This window comes from Nostoc sp. (assembly GCF_036917555.1).
Classification (GTDB): Bacteria; Cyanobacteriota; Cyanobacteriia; order Cyanobacteriales; family Nostocaceae; genus Nostoc.
On sequence record NZ_JBALDD010000068.1, the window covers coordinates 117,953 to 136,864 of the forward strand.

At 40.6% G+C, this 18,912-nt stretch carries 17 protein-coding genes; 7 read left to right on the forward strand and 10 right to left on the reverse strand.

The window, feature by feature from the left end; translation table 11 throughout:
- Nucleotides 1-36: 36 nt before the first annotated feature.
- From V7K60_RS27465 to V7K60_RS27475, 3 genes are all read right to left on the reverse strand, one after another.
- The gene (locus tag V7K60_RS27465; RefSeq protein WP_334930236.1) at nucleotides 37-462 is read right to left on the reverse strand and encodes an ATP-binding protein; all 426 of its coding nucleotides are present in this window, start codon (nucleotides 460-462) and stop codon (nucleotides 37-39) included.
- Nucleotides 463-465: 3 nt separating this feature from the next.
- Nucleotides 466-2,139: a SpoIIE family protein phosphatase gene (locus tag V7K60_RS27470; protein WP_334930238.1), complete on the reverse strand. Its 1,674-nt coding sequence runs from the start codon at nucleotides 2,137-2,139 to the stop codon at nucleotides 466-468.
- A gap of 163 nt (nucleotides 2,140-2,302) precedes the next feature.
- The gene (locus V7K60_RS27475; protein WP_334930240.1) at nucleotides 2,303-3,022 is read right to left on the reverse strand and encodes a response regulator transcription factor; all 720 of its coding nucleotides are present in this window, start codon (nucleotides 3,020-3,022) and stop codon (nucleotides 2,303-2,305) included.
- A gap of 552 nt (nucleotides 3,023-3,574) precedes the next feature.
- Here V7K60_RS27475 and V7K60_RS27480 point away from each other — a divergent pair.
- Both V7K60_RS27480 and ftsE read left to right on the forward strand, forming a co-directional pair.
- Complete coding sequence (locus V7K60_RS27480; protein ID WP_334930242.1) at nucleotides 3,575-4,330, forward strand: WecB/TagA/CpsF family glycosyltransferase; 756 nt, start codon at nucleotides 3,575-3,577, stop codon at nucleotides 4,328-4,330.
- A gap of 268 nt (nucleotides 4,331-4,598) precedes the next feature.
- Complete coding sequence (ftsE, locus tag V7K60_RS27485; RefSeq protein WP_334930244.1) at nucleotides 4,599-5,345, forward strand: cell division ATP-binding protein FtsE; 747 nt, start codon at nucleotides 4,599-4,601, stop codon at nucleotides 5,343-5,345.
- Nucleotides 5,346-5,401: 56 nt separating this feature from the next.
- Here ftsE and V7K60_RS27490 read toward each other — a convergent pair whose 3' ends face one another.
- Nucleotides 5,402-6,175 carry an armadillo-type fold-containing protein gene (locus V7K60_RS27490; RefSeq protein WP_334930246.1) on the reverse strand — a complete coding sequence of 258 codons (774 nt, stop codon included), beginning with the start codon at nucleotides 6,173-6,175 and terminating at the stop codon, nucleotides 5,402-5,404.
- Between the two features lie 436 nt (nucleotides 6,176-6,611).
- On the reverse strand, nucleotides 6,612-7,196 hold the full coding sequence (locus V7K60_RS27495; RefSeq protein WP_334930248.1) for a hypothetical protein: 585 nt from the start codon (nucleotides 7,194-7,196) through the stop codon (nucleotides 6,612-6,614).
- Between the two features lie 613 nt (nucleotides 7,197-7,809).
- On the opposite strand from V7K60_RS27495, the gene V7K60_RS27500 reads away from it, so the two are divergent.
- Complete coding sequence (locus tag V7K60_RS27500; RefSeq protein WP_334930250.1) at nucleotides 7,810-8,706, forward strand: alpha/beta fold hydrolase; 897 nt, start codon at nucleotides 7,810-7,812, stop codon at nucleotides 8,704-8,706.
- 126 nt (nucleotides 8,707-8,832) lie between these two features.
- On the opposite strand, the gene V7K60_RS27505 is transcribed toward V7K60_RS27500, so the two are convergent.
- Entirely contained in the window at nucleotides 8,833-9,366 is a 534-nt protein-coding gene (locus tag V7K60_RS27505) for a DUF4330 domain-containing protein (RefSeq protein WP_334853999.1), read from the reverse strand.
- A gap of 390 nt (nucleotides 9,367-9,756) precedes the next feature.
- On the opposite strand from V7K60_RS27505, the gene V7K60_RS27510 reads away from it, so the two are divergent.
- Nucleotides 9,757-10,620: a M48 family metallopeptidase gene (locus tag V7K60_RS27510; RefSeq protein WP_334930252.1), complete on the forward strand. Its 864-nt coding sequence runs from the start codon at nucleotides 9,757-9,759 to the stop codon at nucleotides 10,618-10,620.
- A gap of 93 nt (nucleotides 10,621-10,713) precedes the next feature.
- Here the strand turns inward: V7K60_RS27510 and V7K60_RS27515 are convergent, their stop codons facing one another.
- Complete coding sequence (locus V7K60_RS27515) at nucleotides 10,714-11,469, reverse strand: metallophosphoesterase family protein (protein ID WP_334930254.1); 756 nt, start codon at nucleotides 11,467-11,469, stop codon at nucleotides 10,714-10,716.
- Nucleotides 11,470-11,737: 268 nt separating this feature from the next.
- Between V7K60_RS27515 and V7K60_RS27520 the strand changes: the two genes are divergently transcribed.
- Nucleotides 11,738-12,022 (forward strand): DUF2470 domain-containing protein, encoded by a 285-nt coding sequence (locus V7K60_RS27520; RefSeq protein WP_334930255.1) that lies wholly within the window; start codon nucleotides 11,738-11,740, stop codon nucleotides 12,020-12,022.
- Nucleotides 12,023-12,202: 180 nt separating this feature from the next.
- Here the strand turns inward: V7K60_RS27520 and V7K60_RS27525 are convergent, their stop codons facing one another.
- Nucleotides 12,203-14,581 (reverse strand): hypothetical protein, encoded by a 2,379-nt coding sequence (locus V7K60_RS27525; RefSeq protein ID WP_334930257.1) that lies wholly within the window; start codon nucleotides 14,579-14,581, stop codon nucleotides 12,203-12,205.
- Nucleotides 14,582-15,120: 539 nt separating this feature from the next.
- On the opposite strand from V7K60_RS27525, the gene V7K60_RS27530 reads away from it, so the two are divergent.
- Together V7K60_RS27530 and V7K60_RS27535 are read left to right on the forward strand one after the other, a co-directional pair.
- Nucleotides 15,121-16,293: a glycosyltransferase family 4 protein gene (locus V7K60_RS27530; RefSeq protein ID WP_334930259.1), complete on the forward strand. Its 1,173-nt coding sequence runs from the start codon at nucleotides 15,121-15,123 to the stop codon at nucleotides 16,291-16,293.
- 61 nt (nucleotides 16,294-16,354) lie between these two features.
- Nucleotides 16,355-17,494, forward strand: a complete 1,140-nt coding sequence (locus tag V7K60_RS27535; protein WP_334930261.1) for a glycosyltransferase family 4 protein — start codon at nucleotides 16,355-16,357, stop codon at nucleotides 17,492-17,494.
- Between the two features lie 74 nt (nucleotides 17,495-17,568).
- Here the strand turns inward: V7K60_RS27535 and V7K60_RS27540 are convergent, their stop codons facing one another.
- Together V7K60_RS27540 and V7K60_RS27545 are read right to left on the reverse strand one after the other, a co-directional pair.
- Nucleotides 17,569-17,940 carry a hypothetical protein gene (locus V7K60_RS27540; protein ID WP_334930263.1) on the reverse strand — a complete coding sequence of 124 codons (372 nt, stop codon included), beginning with the start codon at nucleotides 17,938-17,940 and terminating at the stop codon, nucleotides 17,569-17,571.
- 628 nt (nucleotides 17,941-18,568) lie between these two features.
- Nucleotides 18,569-18,838, reverse strand: a complete 270-nt coding sequence (locus V7K60_RS27545) for a hypothetical protein (protein ID WP_334930265.1) — start codon at nucleotides 18,836-18,838, stop codon at nucleotides 18,569-18,571.
- Nucleotides 18,839-18,912: the final 74 nt, after the last annotated feature.

An 18,912-nucleotide genomic window follows, 5' to 3' on the forward strand; every position in this document is an offset into this window, starting at 1 on the left:
CATAAATAGCATGACTTGAAAAATAGTAACTTTTGTCTATTGGACTAATTCGGGTAAAGTAGCTTCTAACTTCAGGCAGTTGGCACCATCAACCTGCAACTTGTAATCTACTTTATCCATGAGACGATTCATAATCAGCCAACCATAACCACCTTCTTGCTTTTCCATCGGGTTTGGAGCGTAGTAGTTAGACATATCAAAGCCTTCACCGTAATCCCAAATTTCTAGGGCAAAATCCCGGTCTTTCACTTCTAAACGTAGTAAGATGGGTAAATTTGGTTGATCCTTGTGGGCATGACGGACTGCATTAGAGTAGGCTTCCACTAAAGCCAGTCTCAAACGACTTGATTGCCGCGACCAATCCACAGATTCCCCTAGCTGAATTTTCAAACATCCCAACAACCAGTTTTCAACAATATTCAGAAAATTCAAGTCGCTTGGTACATGAAGCTCACTTTTCATGATTTACAAAATCTCCAGTGAAAGTATAGTTTGATCGTCTTCTTGAACGTGATTATCTGCCTGGATGCGAGCTAGTAAATGGTTAAGAGAAAGTGGTTGTTGCTCTTGTTGTAAGAGTTGCCAAAGACCATCTTGATTCAGCATCGAACGGTTCACTGACTCAACCCCAGCCTCAGTTTTTACTGTTGAATCAGGATTATTTGATACCATTGCTTCTGTAATGCCATCGCTGGCTAGTAACAATGTGTCTCCAGCAGCGAGAACCAAGCGACCAGACTGTGCCTGCCATTTAGGCAAAATCCCCAAAGGAACGCTGCGAACTTTCAGGTAATTGGGATTTTCGGCTAAAGCCGAGCAACCTGACCATAAAAGCGGATAGATATGACCGGCATTAGTGTAGACCAGTTCCTTAGTGCTAGGGGTATAACAAGCTAACACAAGAGTGACAAAATAATTGTTGCTAATTAAATCTTCACTGAGAGCATGGTTGAGGTTCTGCATGACCACATTCGGCTCTGCTGGTGTCTCTTGAGATAATTCTCGGCGCAAAACTGAAATAATACTAGCCATAAATAAAGCTGCTGGGACGCCCTTGCCAGAAACGTCACCCACTGCCAACCACAAGTCGCCTTTAGGATGGACAAAAACTTCAAAAAAATCGCCTCCTACTTCGCGCGCGGGATAGCAGCAAGCTTGTACCTTCACACCTTTAATATCAGGTAAACTTTGGCGTAGCAGGTTGTATTGAATTTGGCGAGCCACCTCTAACTCAGTGTGAATTTGCTGTTGCTTTTCTTGGAGGCGTTGGTAGAGTTTTGCTTGAGAGAGGGCTAAGGCTGCTTGTTCGGCAACACCTGCAATTAGTTGGATGTCTTCGTCTTCCCAAGAGCGATCGCGTCCCCATTGGTGGAGGGTCAGCACAGCCAACAGATGCTGATGGTAGCTAAGTGGCACAACTAGGTGGTGACTAGGATTACCGTTATATATATCTTGAGCAAGTTGATAATGCCGGGTTTCCAGCACTTTTTCTATTAAAACACTGGAGTCGAAGAAGCAATCTGATACATCAGATTTCGGATCGCGGTAGAAAAACTCGTCTTGTGTAAGGCGATCACCCTCTACTGGTTTGAGCAAGCAACTGGTAGCTTCAAATGTTTGTCCAAGAGTTGCTACAATCTTTTGCAGCATACTATCGTAGTCTAAAGATTCCCGAATTGCTGTTGTTACCGCATTAAACAAAGATTCTCGCCGTAGGGCCCGACGCAACTCTTGGGTGCGCTTCTTTACTAGACGATATGTATCAGTGGCTTGCTCAACTAAGCCTCTGAGCCGTTCTGGATTCCAGGGTTTGGTAATGTACTTGAATACCTGACCAGAGTTAATCGCATCTACCAAATCTTCGACATCAGTAAAACCAGTTAACAAAATCCGAATCGTGTCTGGAAAGCGCTCTACGGTGCGACTAAAAAATTCAGTCCCATTCATTTCTGGCATTCTTTGGTCAGAAATAATTACCGCCATTTCACCAAATTGATCCAAGATTTCCAGAGCACCAAAGGCATGATTAGCTTTATATACTTGAAAATCTCGCCTGAAAGTGCGGTAGAGTAAATCTAGGTTATCTGGCTCATCATCTACCACCATGAGCTTAAGTTTGTCCGTACCAATCTCAGCCATATTTGACTTTTGTTTTTATATATTTGAATGGCGAGATAGTATGATGTTTATCCCACCTAATAAATAAGAGAAAATTAGAAAAGCTATTCACTTTGAAAAGTTATATTTTCAAAGTCGTGAGTTTCCCTTGATTCTCCTCAATTGATCCACACCAAAATTAAATTTAACCAACTAACCCAGAACGCAAGGCGCGGACTGCTGCTTGGGTACGGTCATCGGCACATAGCTTATTCAAAATATTGCGAACGTGAGTTTTAACAGTGCCAACTGTGATGTAAAGTCTTTCTGCAATTACTGCATTACTACAACCTTCGACAATCAACTGTAACACTTCCAATTCCCTTTCTGTCAGGGTGTAAGGTGGAATTTCTTCCAAATTTTCAAAAGAATCTGAGTTAGGAGCAATAGTCTTAGAATCGACCAAAGCCGATTCCAACTTTTGAGGATTTTGTTGCGCTTGTTGTAATACAATCCGAGCGATCGCTGGATCGATCCAGGCGTTGCCATTGTAAGTTACTCGCACTGCTTCCAGCAAATTATCAAATTTGATATCTTTCATACAGTAAGAGTCTGCACCAGCGGCAAAAGCTGCCAACACCGCTTCTTTGTTATCCCGCAGCGTCAAAATTAACACTTTTGTAAGTAGCTGCTGTCCATTAGTAGTAGATTTTACCTCCCGTGTTAACTCAATGCCATCTTTATCTGGTAAACCAATATCCACAATCGCAATATCTGGTTGTAGCATTTTTAACATTTTTAGACCATCAACAGCATTGGCAGCTTCACCTACAACTTCAATTTCATTCTTTTGCTGTAGTGCTGTGCGAATACCCACACGAGTTAGGTCATGATCTTCAATCAGAGCGATACGAATTTTACTCATAGCCAACTTCAGCCCGTTACACTATAACCATAAAGTCGAGTTTCGTGACATACTCCCACACTAGCTGCAAGCAGTATAGTGGAGGCTTCTATTCCCGGAACCAGAGTTGCGATTTGAGCGTTTTATAGTGAGTGAATATTACACTTTAACAATCAAAGTTGGACTGGTTCAGCCCAAGCACAAGCGCCCAAGATTAATAGACAGAGGAGTGAAATTAATTAAGTAGAACGGTGTGGAAAAACAAAACTATGTTAAGAAAAATTAAATAAACTGAAACCCTCTTACCTCCTGCCTCCTGCCTCCTGCCTCCTGCCTCATCCTAACGATAAATATTCACACTGCCCTACTTATGTGTTACCTAAAACCCTTATATATACGTAGCAATGCTACGTATATACATTCTTGTTCACTCTTATCTCTATTTAGTTTAATTATGCTTTCTCTCGTTGCAGGGCAAAGGGGAATCTCTTTTGCCTAAGTTCTAATATAAAAAAATTTGATAAACTTAGCATTCATGCAAAATCTGGTGTGAGTATTACTTAAGAATAGGCTATGTCTAACGGCAATCAAGCATTTTCAGTGTTGGGAATACCAGTTCATGTGATGGCTGACTATCCAGACTGGTTGTTAGAATGCCTGCACACAGGCAGAGGAACCCATGTCGTAACGCTCAATGCAGAAATGACTATGCAGGCAGAGCGAAATCAATTATTAGCTCAAGTGATTAAAAATGCTGAACTCGTGATTCCAGATGGAGCCGGGGTTGTTCTGTATTTACGGTGGCTATTATGGCAAAAAGTGCAGCGTTTTCCAGGGATTGAATTAGCAGAAAAACTTTTGCAAGCACTTGGGCAACAGAAGACAGGGGCTAAGATATTTTTCTATGGAGGAGCGCCTGGAGTAGCGGCAAATGCAGCAGATTTTTGGCAGCAGCGAATTCCAGATTTGAGTATAGTCGGCACTCACTCAGGCTACCATTCCCCAGAAGAAGAAGCACAATTGCGACAAACTCTGGCTCAATTGCAGCCACAAGTGATTTTTGTCGGTTTGGGGGTACCGCGTCAAGAGTTATGGATTGCCGAAAACCGCCATTTGTGTCCTCAAGCAATTTGGATTGGCGTTGGTGGCAGTTTTGATATTTGGTCGGGAACTAAAACTCGCGCTCCCGCCTGGTTAGGAAATAATAATTTGGAATGGTTGTATCGCCTTTATCAAGAACCTTGGCGCTGGCGGCGGATGTTGGCTTTGCCAGCGTTTGCTGTGAAAGCGTTTGTTTATCGTTTGACAGCAAGGGGTGCAATTAGTTAAGAGTGGGGCATAGGGCATGGGGATGAGGAGACGTGACGACGCAAAAAAAGATCAAATACTATCTCTGTGTAAGACTGTCCCCGTGTCCAATGCCCAATGCCCAATTCTGGGTGTTCTTACTTAGTTAGTATTAAAGTCTTCAAAAAATTTTAAATTTTCTTTGTTGAATTTTAAATTCCTAGGCGAAACCTGGGAATCCTTATTTTGGGGAGAATGTCACATCTAAGCAGACAAACTGTTTGGTTGTGGGTATGAGGAAAATTTAACAATGCCAGTATTAACAACTCAAGTTAAGACAGACAAATCAGTTCATAGAGAGGACAGTAAAACTCAACAGCACGGTAGCAATACTACTACAAAAGTACAATTGCAATCTGTAAGCAAGACTTATGTTAACGGCACTCACGCCTTATTGAATGCAAACCTTGAGGTAAAAAAGGGAGAATTTCTGTTTATCACAGGGCCAAGTGGTTCTGGTAAATCAACGCTCTTGAAACTGCTGTATGGCCAGGAGTTGCCTACACAGGGAGAAGTAATTGTTGATGAATGTAATGTAGCGGATTTGCGGGGCGATCGCTTGTCATTATTGCGGCGACGGATTGGTATTGTGTTTCAAGACTATAAACTCATTACCCAACGAACAGTAGCAGAAAATGTCACTTTTGTGCTGCAAGCTCAAGGGTATACCCGTAAAGAAATTCAACGACGTTTAGAACCAACCTTAAAGCTGGTAGGTTTGCTGAGTAAAGCTGACTGCTTTCCAGATCAACTGTCTGGAGGAGAGCAGCAACGGGTGAGTATTGCCCGTGCGATCGTTGGTACACCACCCCTACTGTTGGCAGATGAGCCGACTGGAAATCTCGATCTAGATAATTCCTGGCAAGTGATCCAGATTCTCCAGAAGTTAAATTCCTTTGGGGCTACAGTAATTGTTACCACCCACGATGAACAATTGGTACGACGGTGCAATCATCCGGTAGTGCAAGTTCGCAATGGAAAGCTGTCTCGAAAATAGTTATTTGTCATTAGTCACTAGTCATTGGTCATTTGCAAATGACTAATGACAAATAACTAATAAACGTGGTGTTTGACTTTTGCTGATACGGGTACGAAAGGTACTGCTATTTTGGGGGGTAGGACTTGTAGGCGATCGCAGGCTTGTAAACTCTTAAAAGCTGCCTCTCGCACTACAACTTCTTCCTCTCGACTGAGTAGGAGTTGCAAGCATTGGACAACATCTTGCTGCACTGAAGAATCAACTCGCTTACGACTGATCAATTTAGTTAGTTGATGTAGGGCAATCAACCGCTTCAATGGATCTTTCTCTGTTAAATTCACCAACAAGCAATCGAGGTGGTCTTCTTCTGGATTTTCATAGAAGTTGACAATTTGCCATCCCAATAAAATTAAAGTTAATAGGGTTCCCACACCTTGCACAATCGCACCAGCAGCAATCCAGTGACTGTGAGAGTCAACCCATATTGCCGCTGCCATGTAAGTGCTGACAGTAGCAATACCACCACTGATGACTGCTAAAGCTAACCGACGATTTGAACTGTTTAAGAAATTACGTATTTTTGACCAGCGCAATTGCCAGTCCCACTCCTGCATTGAGTAAACCAATACCATTACTCCAATGCCAATTAAAAGAGCCAGTAGCAGTTTCCAGTTCCACAACAACATGGCAATGATAATTGTCAGGAACCCAAGAAAGCCCCCAGGGCCAGAGAAACGTTTAAATGTTTGCTGCTTTATGGCTCCCTTTGTCTTGAATTTTGGAAGCGACCAGTTCCAGTTGAGGATTTGGTTGATCAATTGCTGCCAAGAAGACGAAGCCTGTGCCACAGTGTTTACCTACTTGATTACGAAATTACCTATTGTATAAGTTTTACTATGGATCAAGGAAGGATGAAGGCTCAAATCACAAAATGCCCGATTTTATAGACGGATAGTAGACTAATACAGCACAGCGCAAATAAGATACCATTTTCAATCGCTCAGAGCAAGGGTATCTTGTATTTTAAGGAGGCAGGAGGGAGAAGGCAGGATAGCGCAGCGTTAGCGAGTCTGCGAGCGTCGGCAGAAGGAATCCCCATAAATAAATTCAGGGGATTTAGCAAGGACGCTGTAAATATCCGCTATGCGTCTCGAAATACATATTTTTTTGTTTTTCATAAATAAATTTAGTTGCTCTCAGACCCTTTTGGAAGAGGGAAGAATTATTTTCTAAAACCTTCTGCCTCCTGCCTCCTGCCCTCTGCCTTTCTCCGGTAAGTCTTAGTTAAAGACAAAAACGAAAGTTATCAAGGGTGAATTGCCCATCAAAAGTACAGAAGGTAACGCTGTAAATGTTATTCACATTTATAGATAATAAGGTATTGGGGGAAATTGGCGAGTCTGAATTGGCAAGATTAGAGCCTGGTAGTGCAGTTTGAGCGAGTAGTTGCTGATCGCGATCATAGGCGGAAAGCACTAGCCGTTGCGAACTAGTAACAAAGGCGCTAACCGAATTAACTGGACGCAAGAAACTAGCTTCTAAAAATCCGCTTTTGGGCGCTCCCATTAAGACTATTAGCCCTGAATAGGTTGGAAATGCTGGATTTGATGGCTGTATTGCTAGAGAATTGTGAAAAATGACTCCCCAACGTTCATATTGGCGCTCTACTGCTTCAAAACACTTCAAATCTTCTAAATCTAAACAAATACAAGTAGGTACAGTAAATCTGGCAGCATCAAGAACTGGCTCGACCTGACCCCGCCTAGCTGAAGCTTTAATTTCGTTTTGTATATTAAAGTTGTCAAGCGCAAATTTAGCGTCTTCAATCGTTGGTAGTTTATTTGATTGAAGAGTAGCCTGTTTTACCATGACATTCCACCTTACCATTACTTAGATAATAATCAGATTAGTTATACATTAAAGGTTGTTGTTTCTACAATATAAGTAGAATTAACAGCTTATTTTAATAAGCGTTTTAACTATTGTTAACATGTTGACACTCAAAATTATTTATGGGTTTTTTGATAGACTACCATAAAAACTTATGCTGGATTCACGCTGGAGTGATCGTCGCTACTATGAAAAACCCTTATAAAACAGTAATTTCAACGTTAAGTCACTTTATTCTTATGAAAAAAAGCACCAAATCTTTACAAGTAATCCAGTAATTTTATATCTACTTAATCTGACGATGGCGAGAAGTCTGAGAGTGATTGGTTCGCTGATAATAACAATGAGTGGGGAGTTTGAACTAAACACATGAAGAGTGCTGAGTTAAAAGACTACCTACAAGAGACGTTGCTTTTACTAAGTACACAAGTATTAAGTGCTTTTTAATTTACTCAGCACTGAATGTGGTAAACATCTAGGGTGACTAAAGGGGAGGCGGAGAAATTATCAAATCTTCTCTTTGTGTGCCTGACTCCCAGGTATCTTGTCTTACTTGTACCAACGAATCACTACAGTTAACAACAAAAGACTTATGTTTCAACCATTAGGATTTGAACAACGCTCTATAGATACCTCACTAGGTAGAATGGTATATTATACTGCTGCTGGAGCGCCTTGGCCGGACGATGTGACTGCCAAAGACGATCAGGAAACTTTGGTATTCCTGCACGGCTTTGGTGGTGGGTCTTCTGCTTATGAGTGGTCGAAAGTTTATCCGGCTTTTGCAGCTGAATATCAGGTTATTGCGCCAGATTTGCTCGGTTGGGGTAGGTCTGAACATCCAGCACAGAGTTATAAAATTGAGGATTATTTGACCACAATTCGGGAGTTTTTTGAGCAGATTTGTAATGGGCCAGTAACAGCGATCGCTTCTTCTTTGACCGCAGCATTTACAATTCGGGTAGCAGCAGATCGTCCTGATTTATTCAAGTCTTTAATTCTTACCACCCCCGCCGGACTTTCTGACTTTGGCGAAGACTACTCCCGTAGTTTTTTTGCTCAGTTAGTTAGTGTTCCCATTGTCGATCGTTTACTTTACAGCACTGGAGTTGCTACTAGTGGCGGCATTCGCGGCTTCTTAGAACAACGGCAATTTGCTCAATCCAATCGAGTCTACCAGGAAATTGTAGATGCTTATCTAGAATCCGCCCAACAGCCTAATGCTGAGTATGCAGCACTGTCTTTTGTTCGTGGCGATTTGTGCTTTGATTTATCCCTTTACATTCAACAATTAACCACTCCCACCGCCATTATTTGGGGACAAAAGTCAGAATTTACAGGCCCCTCAATTGGTCGCCGCCTTGCTGAAATCAATCCTCAAGCAATCCGATTTTTTCAACAGTTGGAAGATGTCGGATTAACACCACAGTTGGAATTGCCAGCAGTAACAATCGGGTTAATTCGCAAATTTTTGCCTTTGCTTAATTAACATGAGTAGTAGAGACGCAAAATTGGACTGGGCTTTGCCCCGCTGCGCTAACGCGTCTCTACATTCTTTTTCACCAGATGTTTAATAAGATTGTTAGAGAAAATATTATCAACAAAAGTGATAATACTATTTGTCTTTCAATCTGATATCAATGACAGTTGCATTGAAGTTGTAGTTAAAGCCTTCTAACTCAAATGGCATCCCAATTTTCACTTTACTGTTACCCAAAACTGGCCCACTTTCTGTAACTTGGGCTTTACCATCTAAAGTTAAAAGAAAATCTGCACTATAATTGTTTCTTTTTGGATCTGGCAGTTCTTTAACAGTACCATCCGGTTGGAAAACATTGATTGTTCTAGGTAGCTGTTGAATAGATTTAATTTCAATCTGTCCGTATGGTTGATTTCGGATAATTACATTAGTTTTTTCACCCTTTTTTAAACCATTGTCGATTAATTTTTCCGGGTCACGTACATTCAAGCCACGAACTACTAAGTCTACTTCTATGGGTACTGTTTTCGCACCAACTTGGGCAACAGAACCAGAAGTGCCAGGAAAAACAAAGATGCCAAAGATAACTAGCAGAATTACCAGCGCCGCACCTAAATCTAGGAGATTGATTTTGCCAAACAAGCGACCTTTTGAATCTAAAATAGCCATAAAAAGTTTTCCAGGTAATAGCGAAGTAATGGATTGTAGCAAGAAGTTTTCGATGGAAACGGTAATTTTCCCGATTTGGTAATAACTCAAAGTATTCGGGGTTGCGGTTATGCAACAGTTGATCACGAGTTCGTAATTTACGAGGCACGGCAGCTAACCCTTAAACTTTTACCAGTTAATACTGACGCACCTAGAAAGTAAAATCTAGTGTTTAAGCCTATCTCTAGAGAGAATCCCTAGCCTTCCGTAATTCGGTAGATTTGCATCAAGATTATCTGTATGACAACTCCTTTGGTCTTGAGTTAAGAATGCAACTTAGAATACTCTAAATCCGTCTCATAATTTGTCCCCTCATTTTATGTTCTTCCAAAATAATCTTCACAGCGTATTATGTTCAATTGGAAAGGTTTTGCTGCAAATTACCGTGTATGGCGGCGTCGCTGGTTTTATCCCCTAATTTCAGTGGTAGTCGCCCTGAGTCTGTGCCTGAGTACACCCTTGCCTGGAAGAACTTTAGATTTCTTACCTCTTCTACTCCAAGGAGTTCAGGCATTTCAGCTTTCTAATATATCTCCTAATCAAGAAGTTGATCTTGGTAAGCAGATTAATCAGGAATTGGTCGGCAGTCAAGTCCGACTTTACCGCAATCCCGAAGTGAATCGTTATGTAGAACAAGTTGGTCGGCGTTTAGCAACGAATAGCGATCGCCCCGATCTTCCCTATACTTTCCAGATAGTTGAGGATAACGCTATTAACGCCTTTGCGACCTTGGGTGGCTATGTATATGTCCACACGGGTTTGCTGAAAACTGCAGACAATGAAGCAGAACTGGCAAGTGTACTCGCCCATGAAATTGGTCACATTGCCGGGAAACACGTAGTCAAGCAGATGCAGCAAAAAGCCCTTGAAAGTGGTCTATTAACAGCGGCTGGCTTAGATCGAAGTACCGCAGTGCAAATTGGTGTACAGTTAGCGCGAGACTTACCACGCAGTCGTAAAAACGAATTTGAAGCCGATCAAAGAGGACTACGAACTTTGACACGTACTGGTTATGCCCAGTCAGCAATGGTTTCTTTTATGCAAAAGTTGCTGAAAAAGGGTGGTTCTACTCCAACATTTTTGAGTACACACCCCGGAACCAGCGATCGCATTGATGCCCTTAGACGTGCAATTAACTCTCAACCTAGTAATGGAAAATCTGGCTTGGATAAAGCTAGTTATAAAGCTAATATTCGACCCTTAGCGAAGTCTTGAGGGAATTGGGAAAGAGGAGGCAGGAGGCAGAAGTTCTTTAATTTTGAATGCGTGAATTTTGAATTGATTTATCCCCCTCATTTCAAATATTGCTCAATTCTTATTACGGCGATCAACTTTAATTTTGGCTGGATCAACGGTAATTACAACCTCTTCTAAAGGCAGGGTACGGATATGGTTTTTAAAGATATTAACTTGATAAACCAACTGATTTGTGACATCTAGTCCAGTCAACCAGCCACTTCGGGGATGATAAGCGCCAGTATCTATGTCTAGCCATCCCTTTCCTTGTGCCAGTTTACCAGGAGAAACACCCGGCAGGGTAAAGGTAATGGTGTGACCGATGATAATTTGTTTATCTGGAAAGTAGGGTTTTTCAATGCTGTGAAATTCCTCTCGTATCCAGCACAGTTCATCGGCAGTTTGTTCTGTCACCGACTTGCAAGGGTCAACACCAGCATGAGTTAACCAAATATCCCCTAAGTCAAGGTATGTAGGCAAAGCTTTTAACCAATCCAGATGGTCATCAGGAATTGGAGCCTCTTGGTAACTGGCCACGGTAGCTTGCCCTCCACCAAACAGCCATGCTTGCATGGTCGAGGAGGAAGTCCTTTCATTCGTCAGAATGTTTAGTAACATCTGCTCATGATTTCCCAACAAACATGAGTAGTTATTTTGCTTGACAAAATTAACTACTTGTGCGCTATGAGGTCCGCGATCAATTAAGTCTCCCAGAAAATAGACTCGATCTTCTGACGTGGGGGCGATCGCCTCCAATAATGTCATTAAACCTTCATAGTGTCCATGCACATCCCCAATTACAATTCGTCTGGGGCTAGTTTCGCTCATTGTCTCTTAGCTACAATAGTTTTGGCTAATACTTCTGCTACAGTTTACGCTGTCTGCTTTCCGTAATGAAAGGTAAAAATACTGGATAATGTTTATTTTAATTTAATTCTTGTACGAGTAATAAACTTAACTTATCAAATATATACAATGACAATTGTTTTTCAGATATAACTTGTAATAACGATGCGTAAGACTAGCTTTTTCTGCTAATTTGAACACTTAGCCAATAATTTAGGCTCTTGCCATATTCATCACTTTTAAGTTCACAATGTCTAATGGTTTCTCTGCTGAAATTAGTTCGCGCATCTGCAAGCACATGAATGACGATCATGCTGGTGCTGTAGTTGTTTATGCTACAGCTTTTGGTGGTGTCACAGATGCGCTCGCAGCCGAAATGCTGTCAATTGATGCACAGGGTATGGATTTAACAGTGCAAGTAAATGGGGAAGCTGTACCAGTTTGCATTCAATTTGATCGTGTTTTAGTAGATGCGGAAGATGCCCATCAAACTTTGATTGCAATGGTGAAGCAGGCGCGGATGAAGGCTAAATAGGAAATGACAAAGTAATTGACACTAAATCTGTGATACATTTAATCACATATTTTTGTACATATAGCAATACTAAATCATTTGTGAAAAACAAGATCCCCGACTTTGTACAAGTTGTCGGGGATCTGCGGCTTGGTTAAGCTTAGAGTCAAAGGTGTGTGATGTCGTAATTGCTGTAAATACTCACCCCACCAGCCGATACATAATCACTTTTCCTTTCCAATTTTCTTCCACAAATACCAGATGCTCACCATTGGAACGACGAAAAGCGCGAATACCGTAGGGTATATCAATCCAGCCACTTTCGCTGCCAACTTCTGGGCCTGGTTTTAACTGTTGTACTTGTGCTCCCGTCTTGGCATTGTAGACATGTACCTCTGCGGTTTTGACTGTCACGGCAAATACATAGTCTCCCGCCACACTGATTGCTGCTGTAGACAATTCACGCTTACCAGTGCTGTCGTAGGGAATTACAATCCGCCATTTGGGAGTACGATTTCCTTTACTCCAATTGTCAAAACGGGCAATCTCAGATCCAGCAACTCCAGCATCGTCACTAAATGCAGGGCGATCTACCGTAAAACCTGACAAATACATACTATCTGTTTCAGGGAAATATTCAATCCGCCGCAAGTCGTTAAATATTTTGGGAGCAGTTTGCTTTTCCATCAAACTATAGCTGTAGATGGGGTTGCCTTTAGGATCTATTCCCTGTAAAGGATAATGTCGAATGCCATCTTCTGTTCGCAAAGCTTTCCAAACATCTCCTTTGCTGTCTACCCACCAACCGCCGAGATAAGGATAATCTTTGCTGCGATCATATTCGTTCTTTTCAAATTTGCCATTACCGTTGCGATCGCGCCAGATCCATTCCCCTTTTTCTGGTTGATGCGGTGGCCAATTTCCGGTGATAAATGGTTTATCTGCACTATTAGTACCGACAAACATTCCGGCGGGTATGGCGACTTTACCATCTGTGGCGGAATTAAAACGATATATTTGCAGAAAGCTGTTATACATATCTGTGAGGAACAAAAACGGCTTCCCTTGGATGCGGCGAACAAAGGTTCCATCTGGGGATGTATGCAGACGTGGATCTTGAGGATATTTGAAAGCATTTAAGGTGTAGGCTTTGTAAGTCCATTGCTTACCAGCAGCCTGACTGTAATCCATCAGATAGTGTTCTTGTTTGGTGAATAAATCGACACCATCGGTTTTCGGATCGGCATCTGCATTATCGACGAATATCAATCCCAGCGATTGCCACATTAGTTTTCCCGATGGCGAAAATTTCCGCAAATCTGTTCCTGATTTGTTGAAACCATTACTATTTATATAGATATTGCCTGAAGCATCTGTACCAACTCCCGTAAGTCCGTAAAGTTTCAAATCTCGAATTTCACCAGCAACTCCTGCATAGATACCGCCTTGAGAACCAAAACTACTCACCTGCACTGGCTGATCTTTGATCTCATAAGTCAACATTTGCTGACGCGGGCCATTTTCTGCTACTAACAGCTTACCTTGATCATTAATAGCGATCGCTGTTGGTTCGACGATATCTGCAATCTGTTGAGGCAATTGTTTTCCACTTTGGGAATAATGTAAAATTTTTGCAGGCTTACTACCATTTTTACTTTGAATAATCCACAGATTTTTTTGTGGATCAATAGTTATTGCTCCCGGATTAGCAAAGGTAAAGCTGTGGAGTTCCTTCATCGTATCAGTATCATAAACACGAATCTGGTTAGCAGCAAAATCACTCACATACAACTCGCTTCCTACAGTTGCTAATCCAGTGACTTCACTTTTAGTGCTGGTAATCAACATACTTTTATCCCAGCCACGCCCATTCGGAAATGGTGCAGGTTTTCCTGACAAATCATAGCGTCTAACGCTATACCAAGTTGTTCCTTCTGGTGGGTAATCTTCTTTTATATTGCCCCTCGAACCTTGAGTCATGGCAATATAAACATATTTACTATTTGCTGTTACAGCTTTGCCACCGCCACGACTCCAGCCGTGAGTATCCCCAAGGGCAGCAATAACCTTACCATCTTTATATATTCCTGCCTCCATTGCTGCTTCATCCCAATGGCTGTTGGTATAAACTGTGCCATCAGGGGCAACATACATGGCCTCAATATTATTTTGTACCCGCAGATTTCCACTGCCAATAGTATTACCTATCCACGATGTTTTGTAGTCAGGCGTGGGTGTTTCAGTATTGTTTTCTACTAGCAGATTTTTACTGTTAATAGTATTACTTATCGACGATGCTTTGTAGTTAAACGTAGGTGTTGCAGTATTGTTTTGTACACGCAAAGTCGGACTGTCAATAGTATTACTTGTTGATGATGCTTTGTATTTAAGCGTGGGTGTTTCTGTTGTTGCCCAGTCTGTTGTGATTCCGATGCTAGTAACAATGACAGCAACAGTCATACTAAGTAAAAAATTGAAGGTTTTACTTCTTTGTAAATATCTAGTCTTAGATAATTTTTTTACCTGCTGATTGAGTTCATGACGAAGTTTTACTAACTTCAACAGTAATTTATTTATCATATATTTTTCAGCTTTTAATTATTTATATACAATTACCTTTTATGAAATCCGCACAAAATATAACTGTTTTAAAATTCAATAATATATAATTTTTTCGGAGCAAAACATCGGATGAAATATCAATAAAAAGCTATCAGGATTAAAAACTTACTATTCACATAAGCTTTATAAAAACTACATTATTATTTAAAATATTAAGTAATATTTTAAAAGCATCATTATTTACTTTTTATACCGGAGTTATTAATACAACATTGGTTGTTTATCAGTGGTTTTTTCCTTGATTTATCTACCATACAGCTTGTTGAATTGTAAGTAGAGTATATATTGTAGTCCATGTTATTTAGTTAAAAAAAACACAGGTTTGAATTCATTATTGACGTTGGTATATAAATAGTTTATAAATTGGTGTTCCGTAAAAAAACTCTTATTAATAATGTGTATTCCGAAATTATAGTAATTTGGGTTTGGATACAACACGCTGTAGGGCGCACAGCTGTGCGCCCTACTGTTTTAATACATTTATAGGAGACATATCGATGAAAACTAATAAAGAAAGAAATTTTAATTCAGTATCTGCATCTATTCTCACCCTTGGATTAGGCTGGTTTCCCAAAAGTCCCGGAGGACTAGAAAGGTATATTTATGAACTAACTCATAAATTAGCTGCAAATCAAGATCGGATTGAATTATGCGGAGTCGGTTTACCAGAGGCTGAATTAAATTCGCTGATTAAGCTGACTAACTTGGCTTCTCCTGATAGTGCTATTTGGCAAAGATTATGGTCGATTCGTAATAATTTTCAGAAAACAAGAACTAACAAACCAGATGCTATTAATTTACACTTTGCATTATACAGCTTTCCTCTTTTAGATATTTTGCCAAAGGGAGTACCAGTTACTTTTAACTTTCATGGTCCTTGGGCTTCTGAAAGTCAGCAAGAGGTAGTTAATAAAAACCTCAGTCTTTTAATCAAGCATTGGCTAATAGAACAAAACACTTATAATCGCTGCGATCGCTTCATTGTTTTGAGCAAAGCTTTTGGGAAAATTTTACATGATAAATATCAAGTACCGTGGAGCAAAATTAATGTTATTCCCGGTGGAGTTGATATTGATTGGTTTCAACCAAATTTATCACCCCAGGAGGCTTGTGCAAAGCTAGGCTGGCCTAATAATCGCCGGATTATATTTACATCACGCCGCTTAGTACATCGAACGGGAGTTGACAAATTATTGCAAGCTCTGGCTATAATTAAGCCCAGAATACCAGATATTTGGCTAGCGATCGCAGGTCGTGGTCACATCCAAGCTGCACTACAACAACAGGCTACAGAATTAGGACTAGATGATAACGTTAAATTTTTAGGTTTTCTCCCTGATGAGCAATTACCTATGGCTTATCAAGCTGCTGAATTGACTATTATGCCTAGTCAATCTTTTGAAGGATTTGGATTAGTAATAGTTGAGTCTCTAGCCTGTGGTACTCCTATTTTATGTACTCCAGTTGGGGGAATGCCAGAAATTTTATCAGAATTTTCACCCGATTTAATTACGACTTCAACAGAAGCCTCAGCCATTGCTGAAAAATTAGAACAAGCACTTTTAGGAAATATCCCCATACCTTCACGATCAGCCTGTCGCCAGTACGCAACCACAAACTACGACTGGAATCAAATTGCCCAAAAAGTACGGAATGTTTTATTAAATTAAAGAAGTAAAGAGGCGAAAGATTGCATCTCTACTTAACTGTATTGTATGATAAGGAAATTTAATGAAAATTCTTTTTTTAGACCAAAGCGGTAAACCAGGCGGTGCGGAATTATGTTTAATAGATATTGCTAAACCTTATGGCGATCGCGCTTTAGTAGGTTTATTTGCAGATGGGTCGTTTAAAGATTTACTACAACAAAATCATATACCTGTAGAAGTTCTCGCAACTCAAGCAATCCAAGTTCGCAAAGAAAGCAGTTTGCTACAAGGATTCAAGAGTTTGGGACAACTTACACCTTTGATTACTAAGGTAGTTAAAAAAGCGCGTGAATATGATTTAATCTATGCCAACACCCAAAAAGCATTAGTTGTCGGAGCGTTGGCAAGTTTTTTCAGTCATCGCCCTCTGGTTTATCATTTACATGATATTCTTTCCAAAGAACATTTTAGCCAAACTAATCTTCGCATTGCTGTTAACTTAGCTAATCGTTTTACATCATTAGTAATTGCTAATTCTCAAGCTAGTCAAACAGCCTTTGTACAAGCAGGAGGACGCCCAGATATCATCGAAGTTGTTTATAACGGCTTTAATCCAAAAATTTATCAAACTGATGAGTCTGACATTCATAAATTACAGCAGCAGTTAGGATTAGAAGGAAAATTTGTCGTTGGACACTTTAGCCGTCTTGCACCTTGGAAAGGCCAGCATATTTTAATTGATGCCCTTGCTAAATGTCCGCATGATGTGATAGCAATTTTAGTGGGTGATGCACTGTTTGACGAACAAGATTACGTCCAAAAGTTACACCAACAAGTTAGGGAACTGGGATTAGAAAACCGCGTCAAATTTTTAGGATTTCGTTCTGATATTCCCCAGCTAATGGCAGCTTGTGACTTGGTGGCACATACCTCTACTTCGCCAGAACCTTTTGGTAGAGTTATTGTAGAGGCGATGTTATGTGGAAAACCTGTAGTTGCAGCCAAAGCTGGGGGTGCAATGGAGTTAGTAGAACATGGACTTAATGGTTTTTTAGTGACACCAGGAAAACCCCAGGAACTTGCACAAGTAATTATTACTTGTTTACAAGAGACGGAAATAACTGCGACTATAGCCAATAATGCCAGGGCTACTGCTAGTGGGCGTTTTGATGTTACAACTATTAATCAGCAAATTTCCCAACTGCTGTCCCACAGATTATAATTACTTCCCTAATTTTACAATCACCGATTTTGTTTGGATAACCCCAGACGTGAATCTGGGGTTTATGATTGTGATTACAAACCAACTAATTCACGAGATTCAAAATCAGAAAGTTGTTGTGCGATCGCTAATCTTGCTTCCAACTTAGCTACACTAAACTGATTACGCAAATATTCCAAATGAGCGATGGCATTTGCTTTATCGACAGTTAGTCGAATTTGAGTGTCTATTGCTTTTTGATATTCCTGATTCACAAGCAGTACCTCAAAGCGGCGAGCCTTGCGTTGAGCATCATTTTTCAAATCGATCTCAAAGGCGGCGGTGCGGTCTGCATTGCCTTCAAATCGGTTAACTTGGTGCTGCACTGCCATCAACTGAGAGTCTATTTCATTAGCCCGTTGGGCAGCTTGTGCGATCGCAGCTGGATAATGACTCAGTTGCATCATTTAATAATTTTCCTCTAAGGTCAATAATGTAGTATTTAAGTATAAGACCAACCCTTGAATCCATTTACCGAAAGGCTGTCACAGAGCAGTTTTACACTTAAATCAGCTTGGTGGATATATATATATTATAGTCCAAATGTACTGAATTAGGGGAGGAAAAGCGATGTCTGAAGTGCAGGTATGGTAATTATTTTCCACTAATTATTTACAGTCAGTTTCCTAAATTTTAGCTGAAATCAAGTTCCAATAAACTCTCAAAAGTTTTAAATTTAAACCTCATTCATCTTTATATATACTCTGTATCAGCCAATTTTTTAAGTTTTTCAAATTAGCTTTAGAGATATGAGTGAAAATGAATGTAGATCATTATTAATTTCTGGAGATGTCTTTTGAAGAACACCATTAATTTTCTCTTTTAAGATTACAGCAGTTTTCATGTATTTGAACCATATCTGTCGTAAGGGCACAGCAATGCTGTGCCCCTACCGCGTGGTCTATTTACCTGAAAATAGCTGTAAGTCCGTTCATATACCGATGACTTATTTAGCCGTCAGACTAAAGTCTGCGGCTAACAAAGTAAGCCTGCTTATGCAGGCTAATTATTTTCTGCTAAATTCTGCACTGTAGCTCAAGCTGCTTCCCGCAGTTGTGGTTGTGAGGGCACACTCACCTCTGGAAATGAAAGCGAGAGTTGTTCGGCTTGAGGTACTGCCGCTTGCTGCAAAACTTGAACTTCAATATTTACGCTGACCAAATAACTACCTGTATCAGCACCAACTGCTTCGGCAATTAGTTTAGCAATGTCTGGGCGTTTGGCAGTCAGCGGGTCACGTAAAATACACCGATCCCATTCATGCTTGGCAGTCGGATTGAGGTTGAGAATATAATGCTTGATCATCGAACTAACCCTTGAATCCATCTTCCAGAAGGTTTTCACAGAGCCATTATGCATTTGGCTAGGCTTTGTGGACG

Bases quoted from the DNA above. Each gene is read 5' to 3' on its own strand.
- V7K60_RS27465 (WP_334930236.1), bottom strand. From the start codon at position 462: ATGAAAAGTGAGCTTCATGTACCAAGCGACTTGAATTTTCTGAATATT.
- V7K60_RS27470 (WP_334930238.1), bottom strand. From the start codon at position 2,139: ATGGCTGAGATTGGTACGGACAAACTTAAGCTCATGGTGGTAGATGAT.
- V7K60_RS27475 (WP_334930240.1), bottom strand. From the start codon at position 3,022: ATGAGTAAAATTCGTATCGCTCTGATTGAAGATCATGACCTAACTCGT.
- V7K60_RS27480 (WP_334930242.1), top strand. From the start codon at position 3,575: ATGTCTAACGGCAATCAAGCATTTTCAGTGTTGGGAATACCAGTTCAT.
- ftsE (WP_334930244.1), top strand. From the start codon at position 4,599: ATGCCAGTATTAACAACTCAAGTTAAGACAGACAAATCAGTTCATAGA.
- V7K60_RS27495 (WP_334930248.1), bottom strand. From the start codon at position 7,196: ATGGTAAAACAGGCTACTCTTCAATCAAATAAACTACCAACGATTGAA.
- V7K60_RS27500 (WP_334930250.1), top strand. From the start codon at position 7,810: ATGTTTCAACCATTAGGATTTGAACAACGCTCTATAGATACCTCACTA.
- V7K60_RS27505 (WP_334853999.1), bottom strand. From the start codon at position 9,366: ATGGCTATTTTAGATTCAAAAGGTCGCTTGTTTGGCAAAATCAATCTC.
- V7K60_RS27510 (WP_334930252.1), top strand. From the start codon at position 9,757: ATGTTCAATTGGAAAGGTTTTGCTGCAAATTACCGTGTATGGCGGCGT.
- V7K60_RS27515 (WP_334930254.1), bottom strand. From the start codon at position 11,469: ATGAGCGAAACTAGCCCCAGACGAATTGTAATTGGGGATGTGCATGGA.
- V7K60_RS27520 (WP_334930255.1), top strand. From the start codon at position 11,738: ATGTCTAATGGTTTCTCTGCTGAAATTAGTTCGCGCATCTGCAAGCAC.
- V7K60_RS27525 (WP_334930257.1), bottom strand. From the start codon at position 14,581: ATGATAAATAAATTACTGTTGAAGTTAGTAAAACTTCGTCATGAACTC.
- V7K60_RS27530 (WP_334930259.1), top strand. From the start codon at position 15,121: ATGAAAACTAATAAAGAAAGAAATTTTAATTCAGTATCTGCATCTATT.
- V7K60_RS27535 (WP_334930261.1), top strand. From the start codon at position 16,355: ATGAAAATTCTTTTTTTAGACCAAAGCGGTAAACCAGGCGGTGCGGAA.
- V7K60_RS27540 (WP_334930263.1), bottom strand. From the start codon at position 17,940: ATGATGCAACTGAGTCATTATCCAGCTGCGATCGCACAAGCTGCCCAA.
- V7K60_RS27545 (WP_334930265.1), bottom strand. From the start codon at position 18,838: ATGATCAAGCATTATATTCTCAACCTCAATCCGACTGCCAAGCATGAA.